The sequence below is a fragment of the Nonomuraea sp. NPDC049400 genome (genome assembly GCF_044466425.1).
Lineage (GTDB): Bacteria > Actinomycetota > Actinomycetes > Streptosporangiales > Streptosporangiaceae > Nonomuraea.
The window spans coordinates 151,176-174,928 of sequence record NZ_JBITMP010000021.1; the positions used below are offsets into that span (position 1 = coordinate 151,176).

The following is a 23,753-nucleotide window of genomic DNA, read 5'->3' on the forward strand; positions in this document are numbered from 1 at the left end:
TGGCTTTCGCACAATCAGAACAGGTCATCGGCGCTCTGAGCGGTGGCGGCCTTGCGGATCCAGGCCTCGAGGGTGTCAAGGTCGGTGCACTCGGTGATGCGTATGCGTGCCTGGTCGGGGACGGGGATGCCGCGCGCCTCCAGGAAGAGGAGGATCGACTTGGCCTCGCCCTTGGCCTTGCCCTGGGCTTCGCCTTCGGCGACCCACTCGAGAAGCAGTTCGCTTCTGGACTCAGGTGCCATGGTCATCACGAACTCCTTTACCTTGACCTTCATCGACTCGGGCAGACATGGCAACGCAATCTCAGCGTAGTCTCTCATCTCGCTGGGCTTACGCATGACTGCGTAGAGGAGTGTCTGAACTACCTTGAAGCCGGACTCGGACCGGCTGTGCACGATGGCCGAAAGCGCGGCGAGTGCGGGCTCTTCAACGGCCCAGCCCAGATCGGTGATCACGGGCACCTCGCCTGCGCCGATGACGATCGGGTGCAGCACCCAACCCGGATGCCCCATGTCGATGGGCTCCATGTGCTTGCGGGCTGTCTCCGGGTTGTCACAGAAGACCAGGAGTAACGCCGGGCACTCCTGGCGGGCGCGGAGAGTCGCGAGATAGACGGGCCAGGACCAGCGTTTCCGCTTGTCGTATTCGCGTTGGACCTCCAGCACGACCGCTGACACCGGCGCGCCGTCCTTCGTCAGCAAGACGACCGAATCGGCCCGGAATTCAGTCGGCCTGAAGACGTTGAAGTCGGCGTTGCCCAGCTGGGCCTCTTGGAAGGGAGGTACGGAGACGCCCGTCTCAGTCAGCAAGGTGGCGACGAGAGACGGGCGCTGGCGTACGAGTTCTATGAGGTACTCGTGTTCCCGCGTCGGCATGGCGAACACATTACCGAATGTTGTCTTGAGGTTACTCTACGTTAGTAATTCCTCCGCTTTCGTGGGCAATCAGCCATTCCTTGACCGGTACGCCGTAGTAGTACCCGCCATAGCCCCCACCACTGGGCAGCACCCGATGGCACGGCACAAAGGGCGCGATCAGGTTCTGCGCGCAGGCCGACCCGGCGGCCCGAGCCGCAGTCCGAGGAAGACCGGCTCGTTCGGCGAGTTCCGCGTACGAGACGGTGGTTCCGGGCTTGACCTCGCGCAGTGTCTGGTGGAGGCGCTTGCGGGTGGGCGTGCCGGGCTGGGAGACCGGGATGGCGTCCAGGGCGTCCAGGTCGCCGGCCAGGTACGCCCGGACCGCCGAGGCCGCGGCCCCGAGGTCGTCCACGACCTCCAGGCCCTCCGCCTGCAGGGCGGGGGTGAGGCGGGCGAACATCTCCGTGGGGTCGGCGGTGAAGCCGGCCGCCACCAGCACGCCCTCGCGGGACAGCAGGGACAGCGGCCCCACGGGGGTCGGGACGAGCTGGGCAGCGATCATGATGCGCTCCAAAGGTGCAGGGCGGCGTAGGCCCGCCAGGGCCGCCACCGCTCGATGTGGTCGTCGGGAATGCCCAAGCAGGCCATGCGTTTCTTGAGCACGAGGTCGCCCGTGGGCCACGCGTCCGGGTCGCGGAGTGCCCGCAGGGCGATGTAGCTGGCCGTCCACGGGCCGATGCCGGGGACTTCGAGCAGGGCCGCCACCGCCTCGGTGGGGTCCTGGCCGCCGTCCAGGTCGATGTGGCCGTCCGCCAGGTGGGCGGCCAGGTGCTTGAGGGTGGCGATCCTGCGGTTGGTCAGGCCCAGGCCCGTGAGGTCGGTGTCCAGCAGCTCGGCGGGGGTGGGGAAGAGCGGGCCGGCGGCCCGGGCGACGATGCGGCCGAGGAGGGTGCGGGCGCCGGCCACCGAGATCTGCTGGCCCACGACCGCGCGTACGGCCAGCTCGAAGCCGTCGAACGCCCCCGGCACCCGCAGCCCGGGACGGGCCGCGACCAGGGGTCCGATCGAGGTCTCGCCGAGGATCTCCGCGATGGCGCCGGGCTCGGCGTCGAGGTCGAGCAGGCGGCGGCAGCGGGCCACGATGCGGGCGAGCTGCCGCGTGTCGTCCACCGCCACGTCCAGGGCTATGTGGTCGCGCCGGGGTGTGAGCGTGATCGTCCCACCCGGCACCGCTCGCGCATACGACGTACGCGTCGCCTCCTCCAGCCCGGGAATGGCGCGAGCGGCGAGGAACGCGAAGACCCCGTCCACGTCGTACGGCTCCCGCCGGTGCAGCCGGAGCCGGAGCGTCGCGTCGGACACCCGCGGCCCCGCCGTGGCCCGCAGCTCGCTGGGGGTGAAGCCGTACGTCTCCCGCATCGTCGCGTTGAACTGCCGCACGCTCCCGAACCCTGAGGCGAACGCCACCTCCGTGACCGGCAGCCCCGTCTCCGTCAGCAGCTGCTTGGCCAGCAGCAGCCGCTTGGTCCGCGCGACCGCCAGCGGCCCGACGCCGAGCTCCGCCACGAACAGCCGGTGCAGGTGCCGCTCCGTGATGTGCAGCCGCTTGGCCAGCCCCGCGACGCCGTCGTCGTCGGCCGCGCCGTCGTCGATCAGCCGCAGCGCCCGGCCGACGAGGTCGCCGCGCACATCCCACCCGGGATCGCCGGGCGAGAGCTCGGGACGGCAGCGCTTGCACGGCCGGAACCCGGCTGCCTCGGCCGACGCCGCGTGCCGGTAGAAGCGCACGTTGCGGGACGATGGCGTACGGGCCGGGCAGATCGGACGGCAGTAGATGCGCGTGGTCGTCACCGCCGTGTAGAAGCGCCCGTCGAACCGGGCGTCCCTGGCTGAGACGGCCCGGTAGCAGGAGTCGAAGTCGAGCTCTAGTGGTGACATGCCTCCGACAGTATTCGCTCCCCGGTCGCCCTGACTGGCGGAAATCGGACGTCAACGTCAACTAGCAGGTCAGCAGGTCGGGCACCATGACTGGCGGGAATCGGACGTCACCGCTCAGGGGTGGCGGCGGAGTGGGGAGAACAGGAACGGGATCCAGCTCAAGGCCATGATCAGCGCGCCGAGCCACAGTGCGGAGCGTATGCCCCAGACCTCGCCGAGCGCCCCCGCGAGCAGCCCGCCCAGGCCGAGCGCGCCCATCAGGAGCAGCCGCATCGTGGCCGTCATCCGGCCCAGCATGCCGTCGGGCGTGACGCGCTGCCGCAGGCTGACGAGCAGCACGTTGTTGACGCCGGTACGGAAGGTCAGCACGAACCACGCCGCGGCCGCGGCCCACAACCACGGCCCCCGGTCCAGGAACGGGATGACGAGCGAGGCCGGCGCGGTGGCGAGGCTGACGAGCCAGGCCGCCCTGCCGCTGCCGAAGCGCCGGCCGATCAGATGGGCGGCCGACGATCCCGCCAGCGCGCCGAGCCCGCCGACGGCGAGATAGGCGCCGAGCACCCACTCCGGGTAGCCGAGCCGCTCGACGATGAGGACCGGGAGGAGCACGGAGCAGAGGGGGAACGCCAGGTTGGCCATCGTCCCCTGCACGAGGGCGGAGACGAGGATCTGGTTCCCGAAGAGGAATCGCACCCCCGCGCCGATCTGCCGCCCCAGCGGCTCCCGGTCCCGGAATGGCAGCTGTTCCGTGGCCGGTCGCTCGTTCACGGTTCGCAGCCAGGCGGCCGACCACAGGTAGCTCAGCGCGTCCGCCAGGACCGCCACCGGCGCCCCCGCCACCTGCACCAGCACCCCTGCCCCGCTGCGCCCCGCGATGTCCATCGCCGCCCCCGTCCCCACGAGCAGCGAGTTCGCCGACGTCAGCCGCTCGCGCCCCACCAGCCCGGGAACCAGGCTCAGCGACGCCACGTCGAACAGCAGCGACCCGGCCCCGACCAGCACCGCCACCGCGTACAGCTGGCCCATGGACAGCCAACCGCCCCACCACGCCACCGGCACCGACAGCAACACCCCCGCCCGCAACAGGTCCGTGCCGATCATCACCGGCCGCCGCCTGACGCGGTCCACCCACGCCCCGGCAGGCAGTCCCAGCAGCAGCACCGTGAGCGTGCCGAGGGCCGACAGCAGCCCCACCTCGCCAGGCCCCGCGCCCAGCGCGGTGACGGCGAGCAGGGGTAGCGCGACGTAGCTGATCTGGCTCCCGAGTTGGCTGACCGCCGCGGCGACGAAGAGGTTACGGAAGCCGCGAAGTCGTAGGAGCGGCTCTTCCACCAAGGTTGCTGACATAGTCGCCACGATGCTGAAATGTCAGCTGAGAGCGCCAGAGATTAAGTGAGAAGCGAATCCAATGACACTGGATCTGACGTTCACGGCCCGTGACGTCGCCAACATCCGCTTCGCGATCTCCCCGCTCGGCGAGGTCGTGGCCAGCGTGCGCGTGGTGAAGGACCCGCCCGCGCACCCCCTGTTGCGCCCTTGGGCGGACCAGGTGCGCCGCCGCCTCCAGGACGTCGACTGGCGCCTCCTATCCGACCTGGTCCCGGTCCCCACGATCTCGATTGCCGGCTTCACCTGCACCCCGCCGTCGACGTCCATGCCGGACCTCGCGCTCGAACTCGCCACGATGCGGGGCGCGGCCGCTCGGGTCCGCGCAGACCTGGACGCGATCCCCGGACCACGCACGAAGCGCGTGCAAGAGCTCTATGACGACCCGGAGAAGGGGCTGGAGCGCCTGGCGGAGGAGGTCGAGGACTACTGGCTGGCCGCGATGTCGCCGTACTGGCCGAAGCTCAGGTCCCTGCTGGAGGGGGAGATCCTCCACCGCGCCAGGCTGCTCGCCGAGGGCGGCGCCCAGCGCATGCTGGCGGACCTCGATGACGCCGTCGCCTGGCAGGAGGGGACGCTGCGCCTTCGGCATCGATACGCGTCGGGCGCTCGTTCGCTCCGCGGTCTCGGCCTGCTGCTGGTGCCGTGCGTGTTCGCCTGGCCCAGGGTCTTCTCGGTGACGGCGCCTCCGTACCAGCCCACGGTCCGCTACCCGCCGCGCGGCATCGCCACCCTCTGGGAGCGTCGCGACCTGGACCCGCCAGAGCACCTGGCCGCCGTGCTCGGCAGGACGCGGGCCCGCCTGCTGGCCGAGTTCGATCAGCCCGCCTCCACGCGCGACCTGGCCAGGCGCACCGGACTGTCGGAGCCGGGCGCGAACCAGCACCTGACGGCGCTACGCAGGGCCGGACTGTGCTCGGCCCACCGTACGGGGCGATACGTCTTGTATGCCCGTACGGCGACAGCCGAGGCGCTCCTCGAGAACCCCTACTTGGACGAGACGCCCACCCCCAGGTCGAACTCCCGGTAGACCCGCGCCCAGAAGCCGTCACGCAGCCACACCCGAGCCTCCGGGTACGGTCGCAGCGAGTGGCCGAGCTCCTTCTCCGCCTCGATCAGCAGCTCGGTGTCGATCACGGTCGGCAGGATCGGCCCGGGCAGCAGGTCGCGGATGTTGTCGCGGCCACGCGTGAGAATCCACTTCTGAGCCACGTGCTCGCCCACGTCCTCCACGCGCGGGCGGCTCGGCCCGAGCTTGGCCACCTGACCGGGCTTGGCGACGTGCGGCTTGACGGGCGCGCGCCCGGCGAAGACCTGCGCGGGCGAGGGAGCGGCGGCGGGTGGGGTGACCGGAACGGGCTGGGGAGCACGGCTGAAAAAGGGCCTCAGGAAATCAGCGGAGATCACTTCTACGGTGTCGGACTCCCACACCAGGCGCTCTGCCTGGTTGGTGCCGTAAGGCGGCTCGACGCCCCACAGGTGGATGCGCACGCCGTACGCCTGCGCCGCCTCGACCGCCGGAACCATGTCCTCATCGCCCGCCAACAGGATCGTGTCGGTGACCGCATGATGTCGTGCCAGTGCCTCCAGATCGCTCCTGATCTGCGCGTCCACGCCTTTCTGCTGGCCACGGGCGTTCAGGTTGCCAAGGCGTACCTTGACCCAGGGCAGCTGGGCGATGACACGCTGGTCGACGGTGGGCACGCGGTCACGGGCTGCGTCATACCAATAGATCCGCAGAAGTTCGCCGGAAATACGTTCCTCTGCATGTTTCTGTAGACTCTGGATGAGCTCATCGGCGGCCACCCGATATTCCTTGCGCTCCTTCGCACCGAGCAGCACTTCACCAGCCGCCGCGTACAGATAACCGACATCCACTAGGACGGCGTACTTGGCTGCCACAGGATGCGGCATGAGGTCTGGGATGGCCATGTCGTCCTCCAGGCCGCGGTGTTAGTTGATCGGCCGACTATATACGCCTACTTTCTCTAGATAGTCCCAACTCCCGGGGAGCTTGACACCCGATTCCCAGGATCTATCTAGGGTAGTGCGCTCATCCGCCAAGCCGACTTCCCTGGGACGACAGGCTTACGCATCCCTCTGGCAGGGTTTCGCCATGTTTGCCGTCGCGGTTCTGGAGACTTCTCCGGTTCGGCCTGAGAGCTCTGCCGCGCCGCGAGTACGGCCACCAACGCCGCGATCTCCTCGGGCGTGGCGTCGCCCCGGACAATTCGCAGATCTGCCGTCATAGCGGGATGTTCCCATGCTTCTTCGGCGGGAGCGTCGCCCGCTTGTTCCGCAGCGCCCGCAGCGCCCTGACGACCTGGGCCCGGGTTTCGGACGGCCGTATCACCGCGTCCACGTAACCGCGCTCCGCCGCGATATAGGGGTTGGCAAGGGTGTCCTCGTACTCGGTGACGAGCCGCGCGCGCTCGGCCTCGGGGTCCTCGGACGCGGCCAGCTCGCGCCGGTAGAGGATGTTGACCGCGCCTTGCGCTCCCATGACCGCGATCTGGGCGGTCGGCCAGGCCAGGTTGATGTCCGCGCCGAGGTGCTTGGAGCCCATGACGTCGTACGCGCCGCCGTACGCCTTGCGCGTGATCACCGTGATGAGCGGCACGGTGGCCTCGGCGTAGGCGTAGAGGAGCTTGGCGCCCCGGCGGATGATTCCGTTCCATTCTTGGTCGGTCCCGGGAAGGAATCCCGGCACATCCACAAAAGTCAGTATCGGAATATTAAAGGCATCACATGTTCGTATAAATCTCGCGGCCTTCTCGGATGCGTTGATATCCAGACATCCGGCGAAATGCATGGGCTGGTTGGCCACGACCCCGACCGGCTGGCCGTCCACGCGGCCGTACCCGACCACGATGTTCGGCGCGAACAGCGCATGGACCTCCAGGAACTCCCCGTCGTCCAGCACGTGCTCGATCACCCGGTGCATGTCGTACGGCTGGTTGGCCGAGTCGGGGATCAGCTCGTCGAGCTCGGGCTCGGGCTCCAGGTCGGCGGCGGCCTCGAAGACCGGGGCCTCGTCCAGGTTGTTGGACGGCAGGTACGACAGCAGCGCCTTGACGTACTCCAGCGCGTCGTTCTCGTCGGCGGCCTGGTAGTGGGCCACGCCCGACTTGGTGTTGTGCGTGTGCGCCCCGCCGAGCTCCTCGAAGGTGACCTCCTCGCCCGTCACCGTCTTGATCACGTCGGGCCCCGTGATGAACATCTGGGACGTCTGGTCCACCATCACCACGAAGTCGGTGAGAGCGGGGGAGTAGACGTGCCCGCCGGCCGCGGCGCCCATGATGAGCGAGATCTGCGGGATCACTCCTGACGCGTGCACATTGCGCTTGAAGATCTCCGCGTAGAGGCCGAGTGCGACCACGCCCTCCTGGATGCGCGCGCCGCCGCCTTCGTTGATGCCGATGATCGGGCACCCGGTCTTGATCGCGAGGTCGATCACCTTGACGATCTTCTCGCCGTACACCTCGCCGAGCGAGCCGCCGAACACGGTCACGTCCTGCGAGAACACGCACACCTGCCGGCCGTCGATCGTGCCGTGACCGGTGATGACGCCGTCGCCGTACGGCCGTCGGCTCTCCAGCCCGAACATCGTGGACCGGTGCCTGGCGAACTCGTCGAACTCCACGAACGAGCCCTCGTCCAGCAGCGCGAGCACCCGCTCCTTGGCGGTCATCTTGCCCTTGGCGTGCTGCTTGTCCACCGCCGCCGCGGAGCCTGCGTGAGCGGCCTCGTCGAGCCGCCGCTCCAGGTCGGCGATCTTCCCAGCAGTCGTATGAATATCCGGCTCTTCCGGTATTGATTCCGCGGCTGTGCTCATGCGCGCAAGGTTAGTCCTCCTCCTAGAGTTGGTTCCATGACGGATGCGGTTCGCACCCACGCTCTGTTCAAGCGGTACGGGCCGCAGGTCGCGGTGGCGGGCGTCGACCTCGCGGTGCCGGCGGGGAGTTTCGCCGGGCTCGTCGGACCCAACGGCGCGGGCAAGACCACCACGCTGAGCATGATCACCGGGCTGCTCCGTCCCGACGGCGGCTCGGCCGAGGTGGCCGGGTTCCACGTCTGGCGCGACCCCGTGGAGGTCAAGGCGCGCATCGGCGTGCTGCCGGAGGGGCTGCGGCTGTTCGAGCGGCTGTCGGGCCGCGAGCTGCTCCGCTACAACGGCCGGCTGCGCGGCATCCCCAGGGCCGACGTCGAGCAGCGCGCCGACGAGCTGCTGGCCGTGATGGACCTGGCCGGCGCCGCCGACAAGCTGGTCGTCGACTACTCCACCGGCATGCGCAAGAAGATCGGCCTGGCCGCCGCGCTGCTGCACAATCCGTCGGTGCTCTTCCTCGACGAGCCGTTCGAGGGCGTCGACCCGGTCAGCGCCAACACGCTCACCGACGTGCTGCGGCGCTTCACCGCGTCGGGCTCGACGGTGATCTTCTCCAGCCACGTGATGGACCTGGTCGAGCGGCTGTGCGACTGGGTGTCGGTGATGAGCGCGGGCCACATCGTGGCTCAGGGGCCGCTGGCGGACGTGCGCGGCGGGCGCAGCCTCAACCAGGCGTTCCTGGAGCTGGTCGGCGGCCCGCGCGGCAACGGCGAAGCCGGTCTGACCTGGCTCGGCGCCAAGCCCGGGGACCCCCAGTGACGACCGTCGCCCTCTTCGCGCAGCTCAAGCTCCGGCTGCTGGCCGGAAACCTGCGCGGCGACATCCAGCGCAAGCTCGGCTTCGTCTTCACCCTGATCACCGCCACCGGCCTGGCCGTGCTCGGCTTCCTCCTGATGAGCCTGCTCCGCCTGGCGCCCCACGACGTCGCCGCGCAGCTGGTGATCGTCGCGTTCGCGATGTTCCTCCTCGGCTGGATGGTCGTGCCGCTGCTCGCGTTCGGACTCGACGACACGCTCGACCCGGCGAAGCTGTCGCTGCTCCCGCTGCGCACGCGCGAGCTGGCGATCGGCATGTTCACCGCGTCCGTGACCGGCGTCTGGCCGGCGGCCATGCTGGTCGTCACGGCGGGCGCGCTGGTCGGCCTGGCGACGGGCGCCGGCGGTGTGCTCCTCGGGGTGCCGGCCGTGCTGCTGCAGTTCGCCCTCTGCGTGGTGACGTCGCGGCTGATCACGACCTCGCTCTCCGGCGCGCTGCGCACCCGGCGCGGCCGTGACGTGCTGGCCGTGTCCGCGCTGCTCGTGGTGGTGCTCGCGCAGCTGCCCAACCTCGTGATGAACCAGGGCCTCGGCGACCCGGCGGCGATGCTGGACAGGCTGGCGGGCGTGCTCAGGTGGACCCCGCCGGGCATGGCCGCGCACGCGATGGCGGACGGCGGCCTGGTCGGGCTGGCCGAGCTGGCGTTCGTCGCCGTGCTCGTGGTGGTGCTCGGCTGGTTGTGGATCAAGGCGCTGAGCAGGGCCCTGGTCATGCCCGACGCCTCCACCCAGGCTGCCTCCGTACGCAGGGAGAGCGGGCTGGTGGACAGGTTCCTGCCGGACGGGCCGCTGGCGGCGGTGGTGACGAAGGAGCTGAAGTACATCAGGCGCGAGCCCAGGTCCCGCGTCGGCTGGTTCAGCGCCGTCGTGGTCACCGCTGTGCTGGCGTTCTCGCTGACCAGGAGCACGGGAGGCGGGGAGTCGCTGCCGATCGTGCTCACCGCCGTCGGCGCCCTGATGATCGCGTTGCAGTCGGGCAACGCGTTCGGCATCGACGGCCGCTCGTTGTGGATGAACGCCGTGGCGTTCGGCTCCGAGCGCGGCCTGGCCACCGATCTGGCCGGGCGCCATCTGGCCGGCGCGCTGATCGCCATGCCGCTGCTCGCCGTGATAGCCGTCGCCGCCGGCCTGTTCACCGGCCATCCCGCCACGATCGTCCCCGCGGTGCTGACCGGGTGGGGCGCGCTCGGGCTGGGGCTCGGCGTCGGCTCGGTGACCAGCGTGGTGGTGCCGTACACCGTGCCCGAGCGGATGAACGCCTTCAGCGGCGCCGTGCCCGGGCAGGGCGGGCAGGCGTTCGCCTCGGCCCTGGGGGCGACGCTCGGCATCGCGCTGCTGTCGCTGCCGTTCGTGGTGCCGCTGGTGCTCGGCTGGCTCTGGGTGTGCGCGCTGGCGCCGTTCTACGGTTTGCTGGCCGAGGTGCTCGGCCGGCGGCTGGCCGCCAGGATCGGGTACGCCAGGCTGCCCGAGCTGGTCGGCGCCGTGTCAAAAGCCAGTTAAGTAGTGGTCTAGTCCAATTGGCGAGACCGGTCTACGGCTTCCCCGGACGAGTCGATACCCTTCAAAACATGATTGACCAGGGGCTCGAGCGTCGCAGCGCCGCCGTAACCGAGATGCCGGACGAGCTACGCCACGATGTGCGCCTGCTCGGCAAACTGCTCGGCCAGGTGCTCGCCGAGCAGGGGGGCGAAGACCTGCTGGCCGACGTCGAACGGTTGCGCAAGGCTGTCATCGCAGCACGCAGGGGCGAGGTCTCCGCCGATGAGATCACCGCCATGGTCGAGGGATGGGAGATCGAACGCGCGGTGGCCGTCGCCCGCGCGTTCACCTGTTACTTCCACCTGGCCAACCTCGCCGAGGAGCACTACCGCATCCGCACGTTGCGCGAGCGCGACGCCGAGGGCAGGGTCCAGCGCGAGTCGCTGGCCCAGGCAGTGCAGCAGCTGGGCCACGAGCGCGTAGCCGAGCTGCTGGAGGGCCTGGAGCTGCACCCGGTGCTCACCGCGCACCCCACCGAGGCGCGCAGGCGCGCGGTCGTCACCGCCATCCAGCGCATCAGCGGCCAGCTCACCGAGTACAACGCTCCGGGACGCGGCGCCTCCGAGCGCGCCGAGAGCAAGCGCCGCATGCTGGAGGAGATCGACCTCCTGTGGCGTACGGCCCAGCTGCGCTCGACCAAGCTCGACCCGCTCGACGAGGTACGCACGGCCATGGCCGCCTTCGACGAGACGTTGTTCCGCATGGTGCCCCAGGTCTACCGCTCGCTCGACGCGGCGCTCGACGAGCGCACCGGCACCCGCCCGCCGCAGGCCCGGCCCTTCATCCGGTACGGCAGCTGGATCGGCGGCGACCGCGACGGCAACCCCAACGTCACGTCCAGGGTCACCCGCGAGACCATCCAGATCCAGTCCGAGCACGTGCTGACGGCACTCGAGACCGCCTGCACGCGCATCGCCCGCACGCTGACCGCCTCCGTCCTGCTCGCCCCGCCCTCGCCCGGGCTGAAGTCGGCGCTGGCGGCGGCCGTGGACGCCTATCCCGACGTGGTCTCCGAGCTGGCCACCCGCTCGCCGCGCGAGCCGCACCGGCAGTGGCTGCTGTTCGTGGCCGCGCGCATCGCCGCCACCCGCCGCCGCGACCTCGACCTCGCCTACCGCTCGCCCGCCGAGCTGCTGGCCGATCTCCGCCTGGGGCAGGAGTCGCTGGCCGCCTCGGCGCCCCGCCAGGCGTACGGGGAGCTGCAGCACCTCATCTGGCAGGTCGAGACGTTCGGCTTCCACCTGGCCGAGCTGGAGGTGCGCCAGCACTCCCAGGTGCACGCGGCCGCCCTGGAGGAGATCAGGGCCGGCGGCGAGCTGTCGGAGCGCACCGAGGAGGTGCTGGCCACGATCCGGGTGATCGCCTGGATCCAGGAGCGGTTCGGCGTCACGGCCTGCTCCCGGTACGTGGTCTCGTTCACCCGCTCGGCCGACGACCTCGCGGCCGTCTACGAGCTGGCCAGGCACGCGCTCGGCGAGCGGGCTCCCGTGCTCGACGTGGTGCCGCTGTTCGAGTCGGGCCAGGACCTCGCCAATTCGCCGCACGTGCTGACCGGCATGCTCGACATCCCCGAGGTGCGGGAGCGGCTGGCGACCACCGGCCGGCGCATGGAGATCATGCTGGGCTACTCCGACTCGGCCAAGGAGCTCGGCCCCGCCGCCGCCACGCTCCGGCTCTACGAGGCGCAGGAGGAGCTGACCGCCTGGGCGGCCAAGCACGACGTGCAGCTGCGCATGTTCCACGGCCGCGGCGGCGCGCTCGGGCGCGGTGGCGGGCCGGCCAACCGCGCGGTGCTGGCCCAGGCGCCCGGCTCGGTCGCGGGCCGGTTCAAGGTCACCGAGCAGGGCGAGGTCATCTTCGCCCGCTACGGCCACATCGCGATCGCCCGCCGCCACATGGAACAGGTGGCCAACGCCGTGCTGCTGGCCTCCTCGCCCACCGTCAGCGACCGTACGGCGGCCGCCGCCGAGCGTTTCCGCGGCCTGGCCGAGCAGGTGGCCACGGCGTCGGAGCAGGCGTACCGCGCGCTGACCGAGGCGCCGGGCTTCCCCGAGTGGTTCGGGCTGGTCAGCCCGCTGGAGGAGATCGGCACGCTGCGCCTGGGCTCGCGCCCCGCCCGCCGCGGCCTCGGCGCGCCGCGCTCGCTCGACGACCTGCGGGCGATCCCGTGGGTGTTCGCGTGGGCGCAGACGCGGGTCAACCTGCCCGGCTGGTACGGCCTCGGCACCGGCCTGGCCTCGGTCGGCTCCCTCGACGAGCTGCGGGCGGCGTACGCGGAGTGGCCGCTGTTCAACGCGATGCTCGACAACGCGGAGATGTCGCTGGCCAAGACCGACCGCTCGATCGCCAAGCGCTACCTGGCGCTGGGCGGCAGGGAGGACTTCAGCCGGCAGGTGCTGGAGGAGTACGACAGGACCCGCGACCTCGTGCTGAGGGTCACGGGCCACACGCGGCTGCTGGAGAACCGCAAGGTGCTCTCGCGCGCCGTCCAGCTCCGCGACCCGTACGTGGACGCGCTGTCGCACCTGCAGTTGCGGGCCCTGCGCGCGCTGCGCACCGGCGCCCCGTCGGAGCAGGAGCGCGAGCGCCTGTCCACGCTCCTGCTGCTGTCGGTCAACGGCGTCGCGGCGGGCCTGCAGAACACCGGCTGACCCGCCCCGCCACCGTCCCCTTCCCAAAGGACCTCCACCGGAGTGCGGTGGGTGGTGGGGCGCCGCCACCCTCGCTCCTCCCTTCCAAAGGGACCCCGGCCGAAGTGCGGTGGGTCGCAGAGCGCGGGGCCTAGCCGAGGCTCTCGAAGAAGGCGATGACGTCAGAAGTGAGGGCCTCTGTCGCGGTGTGCGCCGTGTAGTGCCCGCGCGCCGGGGCCGGCAGCGTCTTCCAGGAGACGATGCCGGCGTGGTCGCGCTCGGCGAAGCGGCGAATGGACTTGAAGTCGCCCTCGGCCATCGCCAGCGCCGTCGGCACGGTGGTCGGCTCCTTGGGCTGCTCCATGCGCGCGTTCTCCCAGTACTGCCGGATCGCCGACCCCGCGGTCCCGGTGAACCAGTAGATCGAGGCGTTGGTCAGCACGAAGTCGTCGTCCAGGTCCTCCTCGAAGAGCTGGGCGAGCCAGCCGAGCAGCCCGGCGGGGGAGTCGGCGATGGCATGGGCGAGGGTCTGCGGCTGCTGGGAGTGCAGCACGTTGAAGGCGCCCTTCTCCTTCCAGAACCAGTCGAGCACGGCCAGCCCCGCCTGGTCCTCCTCGCTGAGCTCGGCGAACTCGGCCGGGTCGCCGGAGGGGAAGGAGAACAGCTGGGTGACGTGCACGCCTGCCACGTGGTCCGGGTCGACTCTGCCGACCTCGGGCGAGATCATCGAACCGCCGTCGTTCCCGACCGCGCCGTAGCGCTCGTAGCCCAGCCGGGACATCAGCTCGGCCCACGCCCTGGCGATGCGCTGGTTGTTCCAGCCCAGCTCGTGCGTGGGGCCGGAGAAGCCGTAGCCGGGCACCGACGGGATGACCAGGTGGAAGCGGCGTGACAGGGGCTCGATGGCGTTGAGGTATTCGGCGATGGAGCCGGGCCAGCCGTGGGTGAGGATCAGCGCCAGGGCGTCCGGGTCGTCGTTGCGCACGTGGATGAAGTGGACGTTCTGCCCGTCGATCTCCGTGGTGAACTGCGGGTACGCGTTCAGCCTGGCCTCCTGCGCCCGCCAGTCGAACCCGTCGCGCCAGTAGCCGACCAGGCGCTTCACCCGCTCGACGCTGACGCCCTGGTCGGCGCCGGGGATCTCGTCCGCGAAGCGGGTCAGGGCGAGGCGGGCCTGGAGGTCGTCGAGGTCGGCCTGCGGGATCTCGATGCGGAAGGGGCGGATGCTCACGGCGAGGCTCCTCTTGACGAAGCGGAACGGTTTGTTCTGTTCCAAGAGTATCAGAACGGAATGGTTTATTCCATAGCGATTCGTTCAGGGCCCGCGTAGACGTTGCAGCGCTCGCCGCGCAGGAAGCCCACCAGCGTCATGCCGAACTCCCTGGCCAGGTCGACCGCCAGTGACGACGGCGCCGAGACCGCGCACACGACCGCGATGCCCGCTGCCAGGGCCTTCTGCATGATCTCGTAGCTGGCCCGCCCGCTGACCATGAGCACGTGCTCGGCCAGCGGCAGCCGTCCGGTCAGCGCCGCCCAGCCGACCAGCTTGTCCACCGCGTTGTGCCGCCCCACGTCCTCCCGCAGCGCCACCAGCTCTCCGGCGGCCGAGAACAGCCCGGCCGCGTGCAGCCCGCCCGTCTTGCCGAACACGCCCTGTGCCTTCCTGAGCCGGTCGGGGAGGCCGTACAGGAGCTCGGGGGTGAGCTCGAGCAGGCCCCGGGGGACCGGCTTGCAGCGGTCGTGCAGCACCTCGAGGCCGGCCGAGCCGCAGACGCCGCAGGCGCTCGAGGTGAGGAAGTGGCGGTCGAGGGCGGGCAGGTCGGGGATGGGGCCGTGCAGGCGTACCGTCACCGTGTTGTAGCGGGCCTCGGGCGGGAGGTCCTCGTCGACGCAGTACGCGATGGCCGCGATCTCGCCGGGGCCGGCCAGGCCCTCGCCGTGCAGGAACCCGGCGGCCAGCTCGAAGTCGTGCCCGGGAGTGCGCATGGTGATGGCCACGGTCTTGCGCGTGCCGTCGGACGCGGTGAGGCGGATCTCCAGCGGCTCCTCCGTGGCCAGGTCGTCGCGGCGCTCCCTGGCGGCGGAGCCCGAGAGCTCCATGATCCTGATGCGGCTGGTCGGCCCCGGGCGCGTCGTCATCACAGCGCCCGCACTGTGACGAGGGCGTTGTAGTCGGGGATGCGCGCGTCGGGTGAGCGGCGGGCCTCGTCCAGCAGGACGTTGCCCTCCGGCCAGTGGATCTGCAGGTTGCCCGGCATCACCGGGGCCCGCAGGACCTTGCCCCGGTAGGTGCGCTCGCCGGAGCGCAGCTCGACGGGGGCGCCGTCGGGCAGGCCAAGGCGGTCGGCGTCGTACTCGCTCATCAGCACGGCCTCGCGCGGTGCGCCGTTGAAGCCGTCGAGGCGCTCGTGGACCATGCTGTTGAACTGCTTGCCGCGCCGGGTGGCCACCATGAACGCGCCGTCCGGGCGCTCCAGCGCGGGCAGCTCGACGGCGGAGAACCTGGCCAGCCCGTCGGCGGTCTGGAAGCGGCCGCCCGCGAACAGGTGGCGCCCGCCGTACTGGACGTTGTCGCCGAACTTCCTCAGGTCCGCGATGCCCTCGTAGAAGGGGACCGCCTGCTCGATCTCGGCGCGGATCTGCGGCGTGCCGGTGAAACGAACTTTTGCCGAAATTTCGGGATTTGTGCGGGCGGCCAGCTCCGTGAAGATCTTCCACTCCGGCCACGCCTCGCCGATCCGCGGCCCCTCGACCTCGGGGGAGAAGATGATCCGCCGCTCCGTGGAGGTCTCGGTCACGCCGCCGACCATCTCGTAGCGGGTCTGGGCGGGCAGCAGCAGTACGTCGCCCTCGCCCGGCACCAGCATCTGCGACGACAGCACGATGTCGATGTGTACCCGCAGCCTGAGCCGCGACAGGGCCTCACGGCAGTACGCCGGGTCGGGCAGGACCTCCAGGAAGTTGCCGCCGCTCGACACCAGCGCGTCGAGCTCGCCGCGGTGGGCGGCGTCGATCATGTCGGTCGCGGTCAGACCGGGAGCGTCCGGGACCTCGAACCCCCACATGTCCGTAAATTTCGTGGCATTTTCTGGCGTGATCGGCAGCCCGCCGGGCAGCCCGGTCGCGTACGCGCCCATCTCCGCCCCGCCCTGCACGCCGCTGTGCCCCCTGATCGGCATCAGCCCGCACTTGTCGCGCCCCACGAAGCCCCTGGCCAGCGCCAGGTTCACGATCGCGCGGACATTGTCCTCGCCGTACGCGTGCTGCGTGATGCCCATCGACCACACCAGCACCGCCGACTTCGCCTCGCCCAGCAGCCTGGCCAGGCGGTGCATGTCGTCCCTGGACGCCCCGGACAGCGCCTCGAGCTCCTCCCACGACTGGCTCGCGACCTTCGCACGGAGCTCTTCGAAGCCAGTCGTCCGCTGGCCGGCGAACTCCTTGTCCACCCAGTCGTTCTCGATCAGGTGCTTGAGCACGCCGTTGAGGAAGCCGATGTCGCCGCCCACGTTCACGCCGAAGAACTCATCGGTGATCTTCGTGCCGAACACGGCGGACTCGGCGTTCGACGGCACCCAGTACTTGTCCATGCCGGGCTCGCGGTAGGCGTTGACCATCGCGATCCGCGTGCCCGCCTTCTTGGCGTGGTAGAGGTACTTCATCGCGACCGGCTGGTTGTTCGACGGGTTCGAGCCGATGAACACGATGAGGTCCGAGCCGATCCAGTCGGCGTACGAGCAGGTGGTGGCCGCGGCGCCGATGGTCTGCTTCAGAGCGACCGTCGAGGGTGAGTGGCAGATCCTGGCGGCGTTGTCGATGTTGTTGGTGCCGAGCGCGCGCACGGCCTTCTGGGCCGCGTAGTAGTTCTCGTTCGGGATGCCGCGGCTGGTCAGGTACGCGCCGAAGCGCGCGCCGCGCAGGCCGTCGGCGGCGACGCGCAGCGCCTCGTCCCAGCTGATCCGGGTGAAGCCGGGCTCGCCCTGCTTGCGGAGCATCGGGTACGGCAACCGCCCCAGCTCGCGAAGCTCGGCGCTCTTCTTGCCCGCGAGCCCCGAGACATCGCTCAAGAGGGATATGTCCAGGGCGGACATGGTGTTCAGCGGCAGGAGGCGCAGCCTGATGTTGCACAGATGGATCTCGTCCATCGTCCAGTCACGCATGCCCTGCGTACCGAGCGCGCACCCGTCGCAGGTGCCCTGGTTGAGTATCCGCCATGCGTAGCGCCGGTTGCCCTTGACCGACTTGAACGCCTTCCAGAGCTCCAGGTAGTTGTTCGGCTTGCGCAACCCGATGCCGAACGGCCGCCAGGACGCCCAATTACGCGGATCCAAACGCTTGCTCATCACTTCATTTTCCTCCCACCTGCCAAGATAGGGGGATGCCCGACTCGCGCTATTCCGACCTCGAACGCCCGCCGCTCTCCGAGACGGCGCTCAACCGCGCGCTCGTCCGCCCGGGCTCGCTGTGGACGGGCGTCACCGTCGTGGAGAGCATCGGCTCCACCAACGCCGACCTTGCCAAGGCCGCCGCCGGCGGAGCCGGGGAGGGGGCGGTGCTGGTGGCGGAGGCGCAGCTCGCGGGCCGTGGCCGGCTCGGGCGCAGCTGGTCCGCGCCGCCGCGCTCGGGCCTGACGTTCTCGATCCTGCTCAGGCCGGCCCTGCCGGTCGCCGCGCAGGGCTGGCTGCCTCTCTTGTACGGCGTCGCCGCCGCCTCGGCGGTGCGCCGCCTGGCGGAGGTGGACGTGCGGCTCAAATGGCCCAACGACCTGCTCATCGGCGAGCGCAAGCTGGCCGGGATCCTGGCCGAGCGGGCCGATGACGCCGTCGTCATCGGCATGGGGATGAACGTGTCGCTCAAGCCGGAGGAGCTGCCCGTCGAGACGGCCACCTCGCTGATCATCGAGAAGGCGGCCTGCATCGACCGCGATCCGCTGCTCAGGGCCGTGCTCAGGGAGATCGAGAGCCACTACAGGGACTGGACGGCGGCGGAGGGCGACGCGGAGGCGTCGGGGCTGCGCTCGGCGTACCTGGCGGTCAGCGCCACGGTCGGGCGCAGGGTCAGGGTGGAGCTGCCGAACGAGCAGGCGTTGATCGGGCTGGCCACGGGGATCGACCGGTTCGGGCACCTGCAGGTGGAGTCGGAGGACGAGCGCTACACGCTGAGCGCCGGAGATGTCGTACATGTACGGACAGCGGAATGAGCAGCGGAATCCGCATGGCCGCCGGGCGGCGATGATGGCACGATTTGGGCCATGACCCTTCCCGACCATCATCTGACGCAGGGTGAGCAGCGCGTCAGATCCTTCCACCCCCACTGGAAGCGGCTCATCGGCCCCTTCTTCGCGCTGATCCTCATCGTCGGGGCCGTCGGCGCGGCGCTGTTCCTCATCCCGGGCGAGTGGGAGTACGCCTTCTACGCCAGGATCGCCGCCGTCGTCATCGGCCTGATCCTGCTGACGATCTATACGCTCGTGCCGTACCTGCGCTGGGTGAACACCGGCTACGTGCTCACCACCCACCGCTTCACGATCAGCATGGGCGTGCTCAACAAGTCGACCGACGAGATCCCGATCGCCAAGGTCAACACGGTCAGCTCCGACCAGACGTTCCCCGAGCGCCTGCTCGGCTGCGGCACGCTGACCGTCGAGTCGGCGGGTGACCGGGGCGAGATCGTGCTGCGTGACATCCCGAAGATCCAGGACGTCCGCACCGACCTGTTCAGGCTCGTCGAGGACGCCTCCGACGGCGAGATCGACGGCCGCTGAGGCGTGGGCAGCCCCAACCGCGGCAGGCCGACCGCCGAGGAGATCGAGCGGATGCTCGTCGGCGCGTCGCCCCGCTTCACGAAGAAGCAGGTCACGGACGAGGCAGGCGTGCCGCAGGAGCTGGCCGAGCGCATCTGGCGCGCGCTCGGGTTCGCGCAGCGGGCCGACGACGCCGTGGCCTTCACCGACGGCGACGTCGCCGCGCTGCGCCGGGTACGCGAGATGCTCGACAGCGGCGCGCTCGACGAGCAGACCGTCATCCGCATGGCCCGCGCGCTCGGCCAGACCACGGCCAGGCTGGCGCAGTGGCAGGCCGAGATCATGATCGGCGCGATGCTGCCGCAGGAGCCCTCGGAGGAGGACCTGGCCCGGGTGCTCGACGCGGCGCTGGCGCTGCGGCCCGGCTTCGAGCACGTGCTGGTCCATGTCTGGCGGGCCCAGCTCGCCGCCGCGGGCACCCGGCTGCTGGCCATCGCCGACGGCAACGACGAGCTGGTGCCGACCCGGGTGACGATGGCGGTGGGGTTCGCGGATCTGGTGTCGTTCACCAGGCGTGCCCGCGAGCTCGACGAGAAGGAGCTGGCCGAGCTGGTCGAGGGGTTCGAGGCGCGGGCTGCTGACGTGGTGGCCTCCCACGGCGCCCGGCTGGTCAAGACGCTGGGTGACGAGGTGTTGTTCACCGCGCCGACGGCGGCCCAGGCGGCGGAGATCGCGCTCGACCTGGTCGAGTCGGGCGTCGAGCTGCGCGTCGGCATGGCGTACGGGCCCGTGCTGCCCACGATGGGCGACGTCTTCGGCACCACCGTCAACCTGGCCGCCAGGCTCACGGCCATCGCCAGACCGGACACGATCCTGGTCGACTCCTCGCTGGCCGAGGGGCTCGAGGGCTTCGAACTGCACAAGATAAGACGTCGTCCCGCGAGGGGCCTCGGCGTGGTGCAGCCCTATGTCTTGCGGAGATCATCCTCCTGACACAAGATGGCTGCCATGCCGTACGAAGTGCAGGGCGTCATCGCCCGAGCCAAGGGCCAGGAAGTTTCCCTAGAGACGGTCGTGGTGCCGGACCCCGATCCCGGCGAGGCGGTCGTCAACGTGCAGGCCTGCGGGGTCTGCCACACCGACCTGCACTACCGCGAGGGCGGGATCAGCGACGACTTCCCGTTCCTGCTCGGGCACGAGGCGGCGGGCGTCGTCGAGGCGGTCGGCCCCGGCGTCACCGAGGTCGCCCCCGGCGACTTCGTGATACTCAACTGGCGCGCGGTGTGCGGACAGTGCCGCGCGTGCCTGCGCGGCCGTCCCTGGTACTGCTTCAACACCCACAACGCCGGCCAGAAGATGACGCTCAAGGACGGCACGGAGCTGTCGCCGGCACTGGGCATCGGCGCGTTCCTGGAGAAGACGCTGGTCGCCGCCGGGCAGTGCACCAAGGTCTCCGCGGAGGCGCCCGCGCAGGTCGCGGGCCTGCTGGGCTGCGGCGTCATGGCGGGCATCGGCGCCGCGATCAACACCGGCGGGGTGACCCGCGGCGACTCCGTCGCCGTCATCGGCTGCGGTGGCGTGGGGGACGCCGCGATCCTCGGCTCCTCCCTGGCCGGCGCCGCGAAGATCATCGCGGTGGACGTGGACGACCGCAAGCTGGCCTGGGCCCGCGACTTCGGCGCCACCCACACCGTCAACTCCCGCGAGAGCGACCCGGTGACGGCGATCCGCGACCTGACCGGGGGCTTCGGCGCCGACGTGGTCATCGAGGCCGTGGGCCGCCCGGAGACGTACCAGCAGGCCTTCTACGCCCGCGACCTGGCCGGCACGGTCGTCCTGGTCGGCGTCCCCACCCCTGAGATGAAGCTCGAGCTCCCGCTCCTCGACGTCTTCGGCCGCGGCGGCGCGCTCAAATCCTCCTGGTACGGCGACTGCCTGCCGTCACGGGACTTCCCGATGCTCATCGACCTGTTCCTGCAGAACAGGCTGCCGCTGGACAAGTTCGTCACCGAGACCATCGGGCTCGGCCAGGTCGAGGAGGCGTTCGCGAAGATGTACCGCGGCGAGGTGCTGCGCTCGGTGGTGACGTTCTGATGATCGACAGAGTCATCACCTCGGGCACGTTCTCGCTGGACGGCGGCACCTGGGACGTCGACAACAACATCTGGCTGGTCGGCGACGCCCGCGAGGTCGTCGTCATCGACGCCGCCCACGACGCCGGGCCGATCGCCGAGCGGGCGGGCGGGCGCACGGTCAAGGCCATCGTCTGCACCCACGCGCACAACGACCACATCAACGCCGCCAAGCCGCTCGCCGACCGCACCGGCGCGCCGATCCGGCTCCATCCCGCCGACCAGGTGCTGTGGGAGCAGCAGTACGGCGACACCGTGCCGTACCAGCCGCTGGCCGACGGGGACAAGATCGAGGTCGGCGGGATCGCGCTGGAGGTGCTCCACACGCCCGGCCACGCACCCGGGGCGGTGTGCCTGTACGCGCCGGACCTCGGCGCCCTGTTCAGCGGCGACACCCTCTTCAAGGGCGGGCCGGGGGCGACCGGCCGGTCGTACAGCTCGTTCGACACGATCATCGACTCGATCAGGAAGCGGCTGCTGGCACTGCCTCCAGAGACCGTCGTGCACACGGGGCACGGCGACTCGACCACGATCGGCGCAGAGGCCCCTCACCTGGAGGAATGGATCGCCCGAGGCAGATAGGAGAGTGTGGCCTAGCTAACGTAGGCAAGCCTTACCAAAGTGAGCTACCTTAGGTGTGCCTAACCTAAAGGCGTTCCACCTTTGCTGCTGCTTGTAGAGAGGCCTGTCCCCGGATGTACGTATGCATTTGTCGTGCTGTGACGGAGAACGAGGTGCACGACTGCGTCGCTGCCGGGGCCAAGAGCGCGAAGCAGATCCGCGACACCACAGGTGCTGGTGGGGACTGTGCCCGATGTGTGCGGAAGATCTGTGCGATCCTGAAACGGTCTGAAGAACTGACGACCGCATAGCAAGGGGCCCGTTCTATGCAGGGCGACAAGCAGATCATCGAGTTGCTCAACGAACAGCTGACCGCCGAGCTCACCGCGATCAACCAGTATTTCCTCCACGCCAAGATGCAGGAGAACTGGGGATACACGAAGCTCGCTGAGCACACCCGCGCCGAGTCGTTCGAGGAGATGCGCCACGCCGAGCGCCTCACCGATCGCATCCTCTTCCTCGAGGGCCTGCCCAATTATCAGCGTCTGGGGACCCTGCACATCGGGCAGACCGTCGAGGAGCAGCTCAAGGCGGACCTCGAGGTCGAGCTCTCGGTCGTGCAGCGCCTGCGCCCGGCGATCGCGCTCATGCGCGAGAAGGGCGACATCACCTCGGCCCGGATCTTCGAGGAGATCCTGGAGAACGAGGAAGAGCACATCGACTACCTGGAGACAGAGCTCGGCCTCATCCGCAGCCTGGGCGAGCAGCTCTACCTAGCTCGCTACGCCGAGCCGCCGTCGTCCGACGACTGACCACGGCCATTGGGTGGGCCTGCCCGAGCCCACCCAATGCCGGCTCTAGCGCATGATCCAGACCTGGTCGGAGATGTTCTTGCAGGTCCACTGGATGAGCCACTTGCCCGGCTTGCGCTCTCCCTTGCCGACCGCCAGGCACATCCCGGTGGCCCGGTTCCGCAGGTGCTGGTTGTCGTAGACCCACTCCTGCTCGGTCCCGCCGTCGGTGCACGGCCACTGGATCGCGTACCTGCCCTTGACCTGTACGCCACCCGCGATCGCCAGGCACATGCCGGTCTTGGCGTTGACGAGCTTGTGCTCCCGGTAGATCCACTGCTGGTCCTTGCGGGTGGAGCAGGTCCACTGGATGACCTTCTTGCCTGCCCTCACCTCGCCCTTGCCCACAGCCAGGCAGAGCCCGGTGGCGGAGTTCATCAGGCGCGACCTGCTCGCCGCCGAGGCGGGAGCGGCGGCCAGGGACAGCGCCATGGCGGCGACACTGGTGACGGCGAACAGTTTCTTGGGAATGGCAACCACGTCAATGACCTTCCTGCGAAGTATTGATCAGTGAGATGCGTGCAATTCCCTTTTTGTTCTGATCGGTCGCGGAGGGTTGGTCATGACGCGGAACGCCCACGCCATGATCCTGTGTCCCCGGCTACCCGGCCAACAGCGGTAATTTAATCCGGACTAACCGATATTTAGCCGCGTTTGCCCAGGTCAATGGATAGGTCAACTACGAGTCAAACCCGGCGCTGTGCCCGGGAAACGATCGCCTAAGGTCCTACGATCGCTTCATGACCTGCGTACTTCTAGCCGAGGATGACACCTCGATCTCGGAGCCGCTTGCGCGTGCGCTGCGCCGCGAGGGCTACCAGGTCGAGGTGAGCCCCGACGGCCCGCAAGCCCTGGAGCGGGCGCTGTCGGGCGGCATCGACCTCATCGTTCTTGATCTTGGCCTGCCCGAAATGGACGGGCTGGAGGTGGCCCGCCGAATCCGGGCCGAGGGGCACGGCACCCCGGTACTCATACTCACCGCCCGCGTCGACGAGGTCGACACGGTCGTCGGACTGGACGCCGGGGCGGACGACTACGTGACCAAACCGTTCAGGCTGGCTGAGCTGCTCGCTCGGGTACGCGCGCTGCTCCGCCGCGGCACCTCCGAGACGCCCGTCGTCCAGGGAGTGCGCATCGACGCCGATTCGCGTCGGGCGTGGATGGGGGACAAGGAGCTGCACCTGACGACCAAGGAGTTCGACCTGCTGCGCGTGCTCGTACGTGACGCCGGCAAGGTCGTCACCCGCGAGCAGATCATGAGGGAGGTCTGGGACACGAACTGGTGGGGTTCGACCAAGACACTCGACATGCACATCTCCTGGCTGCGCCGCAAGCTCGGCGACGACGCCGCGAAGCCGCGTTACATCACTACGGTCCGGGGAGTCGGTTTCCGGTTCGAGCGCGAGTAGGGA

At 69.7% G+C, this 23,753-nt stretch carries 23 protein-coding genes; 12 read left to right on the top strand and 11 right to left on the bottom strand.

Annotated features, from left to right (window positions below; all coding sequences use genetic code 11):
* Positions 1 to 14: 14 nt before the first annotated feature.
* From ACIBVN_RS30845 to ACIBVN_RS30860, 4 genes are all read right to left on the bottom strand, one after another.
* Positions 15 to 875: a hypothetical protein gene (locus ACIBVN_RS30845; protein ID WP_397142324.1), complete on the bottom strand. Its 861-nt coding sequence runs from the start codon at positions 873 to 875 to the stop codon at positions 15 to 17.
* A gap of 31 nt (positions 876 to 906) precedes the next feature.
* Entirely contained in the window at positions 907 to 1,419 is a 513-nt protein-coding gene (locus ACIBVN_RS30850) for a methylated-DNA--[protein]-cysteine S-methyltransferase (RefSeq protein WP_397142326.1), read from the bottom strand.
* Positions 1,416 to 2,795 (bottom strand): DNA-3-methyladenine glycosylase 2 family protein, encoded by a 1,380-nt coding sequence (locus tag ACIBVN_RS30855; protein ID WP_397142328.1) that lies wholly within the window; start codon positions 2,793 to 2,795, stop codon positions 1,416 to 1,418. Before ACIBVN_RS30855 ends, ACIBVN_RS30850 begins: the two co-directional genes overlap by 4 nt.
* 114 nt (positions 2,796 to 2,909) lie before the next feature.
* Entirely contained in the window at positions 2,910 to 4,142 is a 1,233-nt protein-coding gene (locus tag ACIBVN_RS30860; protein WP_397142330.1) for an MFS transporter, read from the bottom strand.
* A 61-nt stretch (positions 4,143 to 4,203) separates the two neighbouring features.
* Here ACIBVN_RS30860 and ACIBVN_RS30865 point away from each other — a divergent pair, with 61 nt between their 5' ends.
* Positions 4,204 to 5,211: a DUF5937 family protein gene (locus ACIBVN_RS30865; RefSeq protein ID WP_397142332.1), complete on the top strand. Its 1,008-nt coding sequence runs from the start codon at positions 4,204 to 4,206 to the stop codon at positions 5,209 to 5,211.
* On the opposite strand, the gene ACIBVN_RS30870 is transcribed toward ACIBVN_RS30865, so the two are convergent.
* From ACIBVN_RS30870 to ACIBVN_RS30880, 3 genes are all read right to left on the bottom strand, one after another.
* Positions 5,169 to 6,113 carry an NYN domain-containing protein gene (locus ACIBVN_RS30870; protein ID WP_349446975.1) on the bottom strand — a complete coding sequence of 315 codons (945 nt, stop codon included), beginning with the start codon at positions 6,111 to 6,113 and terminating at the stop codon, positions 5,169 to 5,171. The two genes, ACIBVN_RS30865 and ACIBVN_RS30870, sit on opposite strands and share 43 nt — an antisense overlap.
* Before the next feature lie 107 nt (positions 6,114 to 6,220).
* The gene (locus ACIBVN_RS30875; RefSeq protein ID WP_397142334.1) at positions 6,221 to 6,430 is read right to left on the bottom strand and encodes an acyl-CoA carboxylase subunit epsilon; all 210 of its coding nucleotides are present in this window, start codon (positions 6,428 to 6,430) and stop codon (positions 6,221 to 6,223) included.
* Entirely contained in the window at positions 6,427 to 8,016 is a 1,590-nt protein-coding gene (locus ACIBVN_RS30880) for an acyl-CoA carboxylase subunit beta (protein ID WP_397142336.1), read from the bottom strand. Before ACIBVN_RS30880 ends, ACIBVN_RS30875 begins: the two co-directional genes overlap by 4 nt.
* Positions 8,017 to 8,052: 36 nt before the next feature.
* On the opposite strand from ACIBVN_RS30880, the gene ACIBVN_RS30885 reads away from it, so the two are divergent.
* The 3 genes from ACIBVN_RS30885 to ACIBVN_RS30895 all read left to right on the top strand — a co-directional run bounded on the left by ACIBVN_RS30885 (position 8,053) and on the right by ACIBVN_RS30895 (position 13,075).
* On the top strand, positions 8,053 to 8,829 hold the full coding sequence (locus ACIBVN_RS30885; protein WP_397142338.1) for an ABC transporter ATP-binding protein: 777 nt from the start codon (positions 8,053 to 8,055) through the stop codon (positions 8,827 to 8,829).
* Positions 8,826 to 10,385 (top strand): hypothetical protein, encoded by a 1,560-nt coding sequence (locus tag ACIBVN_RS30890; protein ID WP_397142340.1) that lies wholly within the window; start codon positions 8,826 to 8,828, stop codon positions 10,383 to 10,385. The genes ACIBVN_RS30885 and ACIBVN_RS30890 overlap by 4 nt, the downstream gene beginning before the upstream one ends.
* Positions 10,386 to 10,453: 68 nt before the next feature.
* A complete protein-coding gene (locus tag ACIBVN_RS30895; protein WP_397142342.1) occupies positions 10,454 to 13,075 on the top strand; it encodes a phosphoenolpyruvate carboxylase in 2,622 nt (873 codons plus the stop codon).
* Between the two features lie 130 nt (positions 13,076 to 13,205).
* Here the strand turns inward: ACIBVN_RS30895 and ACIBVN_RS30900 are convergent, their stop codons facing one another.
* The 3 genes from ACIBVN_RS30900 to ACIBVN_RS30910 all read right to left on the bottom strand — a co-directional run bounded on the left by ACIBVN_RS30900 (position 13,206) and on the right by ACIBVN_RS30910 (position 17,397).
* Positions 13,206 to 14,285 (bottom strand): epoxide hydrolase family protein, encoded by a 1,080-nt coding sequence (locus ACIBVN_RS30900; RefSeq protein WP_397142344.1) that lies wholly within the window; start codon positions 14,283 to 14,285, stop codon positions 13,206 to 13,208.
* A 65-nt stretch (positions 14,286 to 14,350) separates the two neighbouring features.
* Positions 14,351 to 15,193: a formate dehydrogenase accessory sulfurtransferase FdhD gene (gene fdhD, locus ACIBVN_RS30905; protein ID WP_397142346.1), complete on the bottom strand. Its 843-nt coding sequence runs from the start codon at positions 15,191 to 15,193 to the stop codon at positions 14,351 to 14,353.
* On the bottom strand, positions 15,193 to 17,397 hold the full coding sequence (locus ACIBVN_RS30910) for an FdhF/YdeP family oxidoreductase (protein ID WP_397142348.1): 2,205 nt from the start codon (positions 17,395 to 17,397) through the stop codon (positions 15,193 to 15,195). Before ACIBVN_RS30910 ends, fdhD begins: the two co-directional genes overlap by 1 nt.
* A gap of 35 nt (positions 17,398 to 17,432) precedes the next feature.
* Between ACIBVN_RS30910 and ACIBVN_RS30915 the strand changes: the two genes are divergently transcribed.
* From ACIBVN_RS30915 to bfr, 7 genes are all read left to right on the top strand, one after another.
* Positions 17,433 to 18,254 (top strand): biotin--[acetyl-CoA-carboxylase] ligase, encoded by an 822-nt coding sequence (locus tag ACIBVN_RS30915; RefSeq protein WP_397142350.1) that lies wholly within the window; start codon positions 17,433 to 17,435, stop codon positions 18,252 to 18,254.
* A gap of 51 nt (positions 18,255 to 18,305) precedes the next feature.
* A complete protein-coding gene (locus ACIBVN_RS30920) occupies positions 18,306 to 18,818 on the top strand; it encodes a PH domain-containing protein (protein ID WP_349446985.1) in 513 nt (170 codons plus the stop codon).
* Between the two features lie 51 nt (positions 18,819 to 18,869).
* On the top strand, positions 18,870 to 19,790 hold the full coding sequence (locus ACIBVN_RS30925; protein ID WP_397142379.1) for an adenylate/guanylate cyclase domain-containing protein: 921 nt from the start codon (positions 18,870 to 18,872) through the stop codon (positions 19,788 to 19,790).
* Positions 19,791 to 19,805: 15 nt separating this feature from the next.
* Positions 19,806 to 20,891, top strand: a complete 1,086-nt coding sequence (locus tag ACIBVN_RS30930) for an S-(hydroxymethyl)mycothiol dehydrogenase (protein WP_397142353.1) — start codon at positions 19,806 to 19,808, stop codon at positions 20,889 to 20,891.
* Positions 20,891 to 21,511, top strand: a complete 621-nt coding sequence (locus ACIBVN_RS30935; RefSeq protein ID WP_397142355.1) for an MBL fold metallo-hydrolase — start codon at positions 20,891 to 20,893, stop codon at positions 21,509 to 21,511. Before ACIBVN_RS30930 ends, ACIBVN_RS30935 begins: the two co-directional genes overlap by 1 nt.
* Before the next feature lie 113 nt (positions 21,512 to 21,624).
* A complete protein-coding gene (locus tag ACIBVN_RS30940) occupies positions 21,625 to 21,801 on the top strand; it encodes a bacterioferritin-associated ferredoxin (protein WP_397142357.1) in 177 nt (58 codons plus the stop codon).
* Positions 21,802 to 21,816: 15 nt separating this feature from the next.
* Positions 21,817 to 22,302 (top strand): bacterioferritin, encoded by a 486-nt coding sequence (gene bfr, locus ACIBVN_RS30945; RefSeq protein WP_397142359.1) that lies wholly within the window; start codon positions 21,817 to 21,819, stop codon positions 22,300 to 22,302.
* Between the two features lie 45 nt (positions 22,303 to 22,347).
* On the opposite strand, the gene ACIBVN_RS30950 is transcribed toward bfr, so the two are convergent.
* Entirely contained in the window at positions 22,348 to 22,821 is a 474-nt protein-coding gene (locus ACIBVN_RS30950; RefSeq protein ID WP_397142361.1) for an RICIN domain-containing protein, read from the bottom strand.
* A 260-nt stretch (positions 22,822 to 23,081) separates the two neighbouring features.
* Here ACIBVN_RS30950 and ACIBVN_RS30955 point away from each other — a divergent pair, with 260 nt between their 5' ends.
* Positions 23,082 to 23,750, top strand: coding sequence for a response regulator transcription factor (locus ACIBVN_RS30955; protein ID WP_012888073.1), 669 nt, complete (start codon positions 23,082 to 23,084; stop codon positions 23,748 to 23,750).
* The last annotated feature ends 3 nt before the right edge of the window (positions 23,751 to 23,753 follow it).

Coding starts and splice junctions, on each gene's coding strand:
- ACIBVN_RS30845 (WP_397142324.1), bottom strand. CDS start 875: ATGCCGACGCGGGAACACGAGTACCTCATAGAACTCGTACGCCAGCGC.
- ACIBVN_RS30850 (WP_397142326.1), bottom strand. CDS start 1,419: ATGATCGCTGCCCAGCTCGTCCCGACCCCCGTGGGGCCGCTGTCCCTG.
- ACIBVN_RS30855 (WP_397142328.1), bottom strand. CDS start 2,795: ATGTCACCACTAGAGCTCGACTTCGACTCCTGCTACCGGGCCGTCTCA.
- ACIBVN_RS30860 (WP_397142330.1), bottom strand. CDS start 4,142: ATGTCAGCAACCTTGGTGGAAGAGCCGCTCCTACGACTTCGCGGCTTC.
- ACIBVN_RS30865 (WP_397142332.1), top strand. CDS start 4,204: ATGACACTGGATCTGACGTTCACGGCCCGTGACGTCGCCAACATCCGC.
- ACIBVN_RS30870 (WP_349446975.1), bottom strand. CDS start 6,113: ATGGCCATCCCAGACCTCATGCCGCATCCTGTGGCAGCCAAGTACGCC.
- ACIBVN_RS30875 (WP_397142334.1), bottom strand. CDS start 6,430: ATGACGGCAGATCTGCGAATTGTCCGGGGCGACGCCACGCCCGAGGAG.
- ACIBVN_RS30880 (WP_397142336.1), bottom strand. CDS start 8,016: ATGAGCACAGCCGCGGAATCAATACCGGAAGAGCCGGATATTCATACG.
- ACIBVN_RS30885 (WP_397142338.1), top strand. CDS start 8,053: ATGACGGATGCGGTTCGCACCCACGCTCTGTTCAAGCGGTACGGGCCG.
- ACIBVN_RS30895 (WP_397142342.1), top strand. CDS start 10,454: ATGATTGACCAGGGGCTCGAGCGTCGCAGCGCCGCCGTAACCGAGATG.
- fdhD (WP_397142346.1), bottom strand. CDS start 15,193: ATGACGACGCGCCCGGGGCCGACCAGCCGCATCAGGATCATGGAGCTC.
- ACIBVN_RS30910 (WP_397142348.1), bottom strand. CDS start 17,397: ATGAGCAAGCGTTTGGATCCGCGTAATTGGGCGTCCTGGCGGCCGTTC.
- ACIBVN_RS30915 (WP_397142350.1), top strand. CDS start 17,433: ATGCCCGACTCGCGCTATTCCGACCTCGAACGCCCGCCGCTCTCCGAG.
- ACIBVN_RS30920 (WP_349446985.1), top strand. CDS start 18,306: ATGACCCTTCCCGACCATCATCTGACGCAGGGTGAGCAGCGCGTCAGA.
- ACIBVN_RS30925 (WP_397142379.1), top strand. CDS start 18,870: ATGCTCGTCGGCGCGTCGCCCCGCTTCACGAAGAAGCAGGTCACGGAC.
- ACIBVN_RS30930 (WP_397142353.1), top strand. CDS start 19,806: ATGCCGTACGAAGTGCAGGGCGTCATCGCCCGAGCCAAGGGCCAGGAA.
- ACIBVN_RS30935 (WP_397142355.1), top strand. CDS start 20,891: ATGATCGACAGAGTCATCACCTCGGGCACGTTCTCGCTGGACGGCGGC.
- ACIBVN_RS30940 (WP_397142357.1), top strand. CDS start 21,625: ATGTACGTATGCATTTGTCGTGCTGTGACGGAGAACGAGGTGCACGAC.
- bfr (WP_397142359.1), top strand. CDS start 21,817: ATGCAGGGCGACAAGCAGATCATCGAGTTGCTCAACGAACAGCTGACC.
- ACIBVN_RS30955 (WP_012888073.1), top strand. CDS start 23,082: ATGACCTGCGTACTTCTAGCCGAGGATGACACCTCGATCTCGGAGCCG.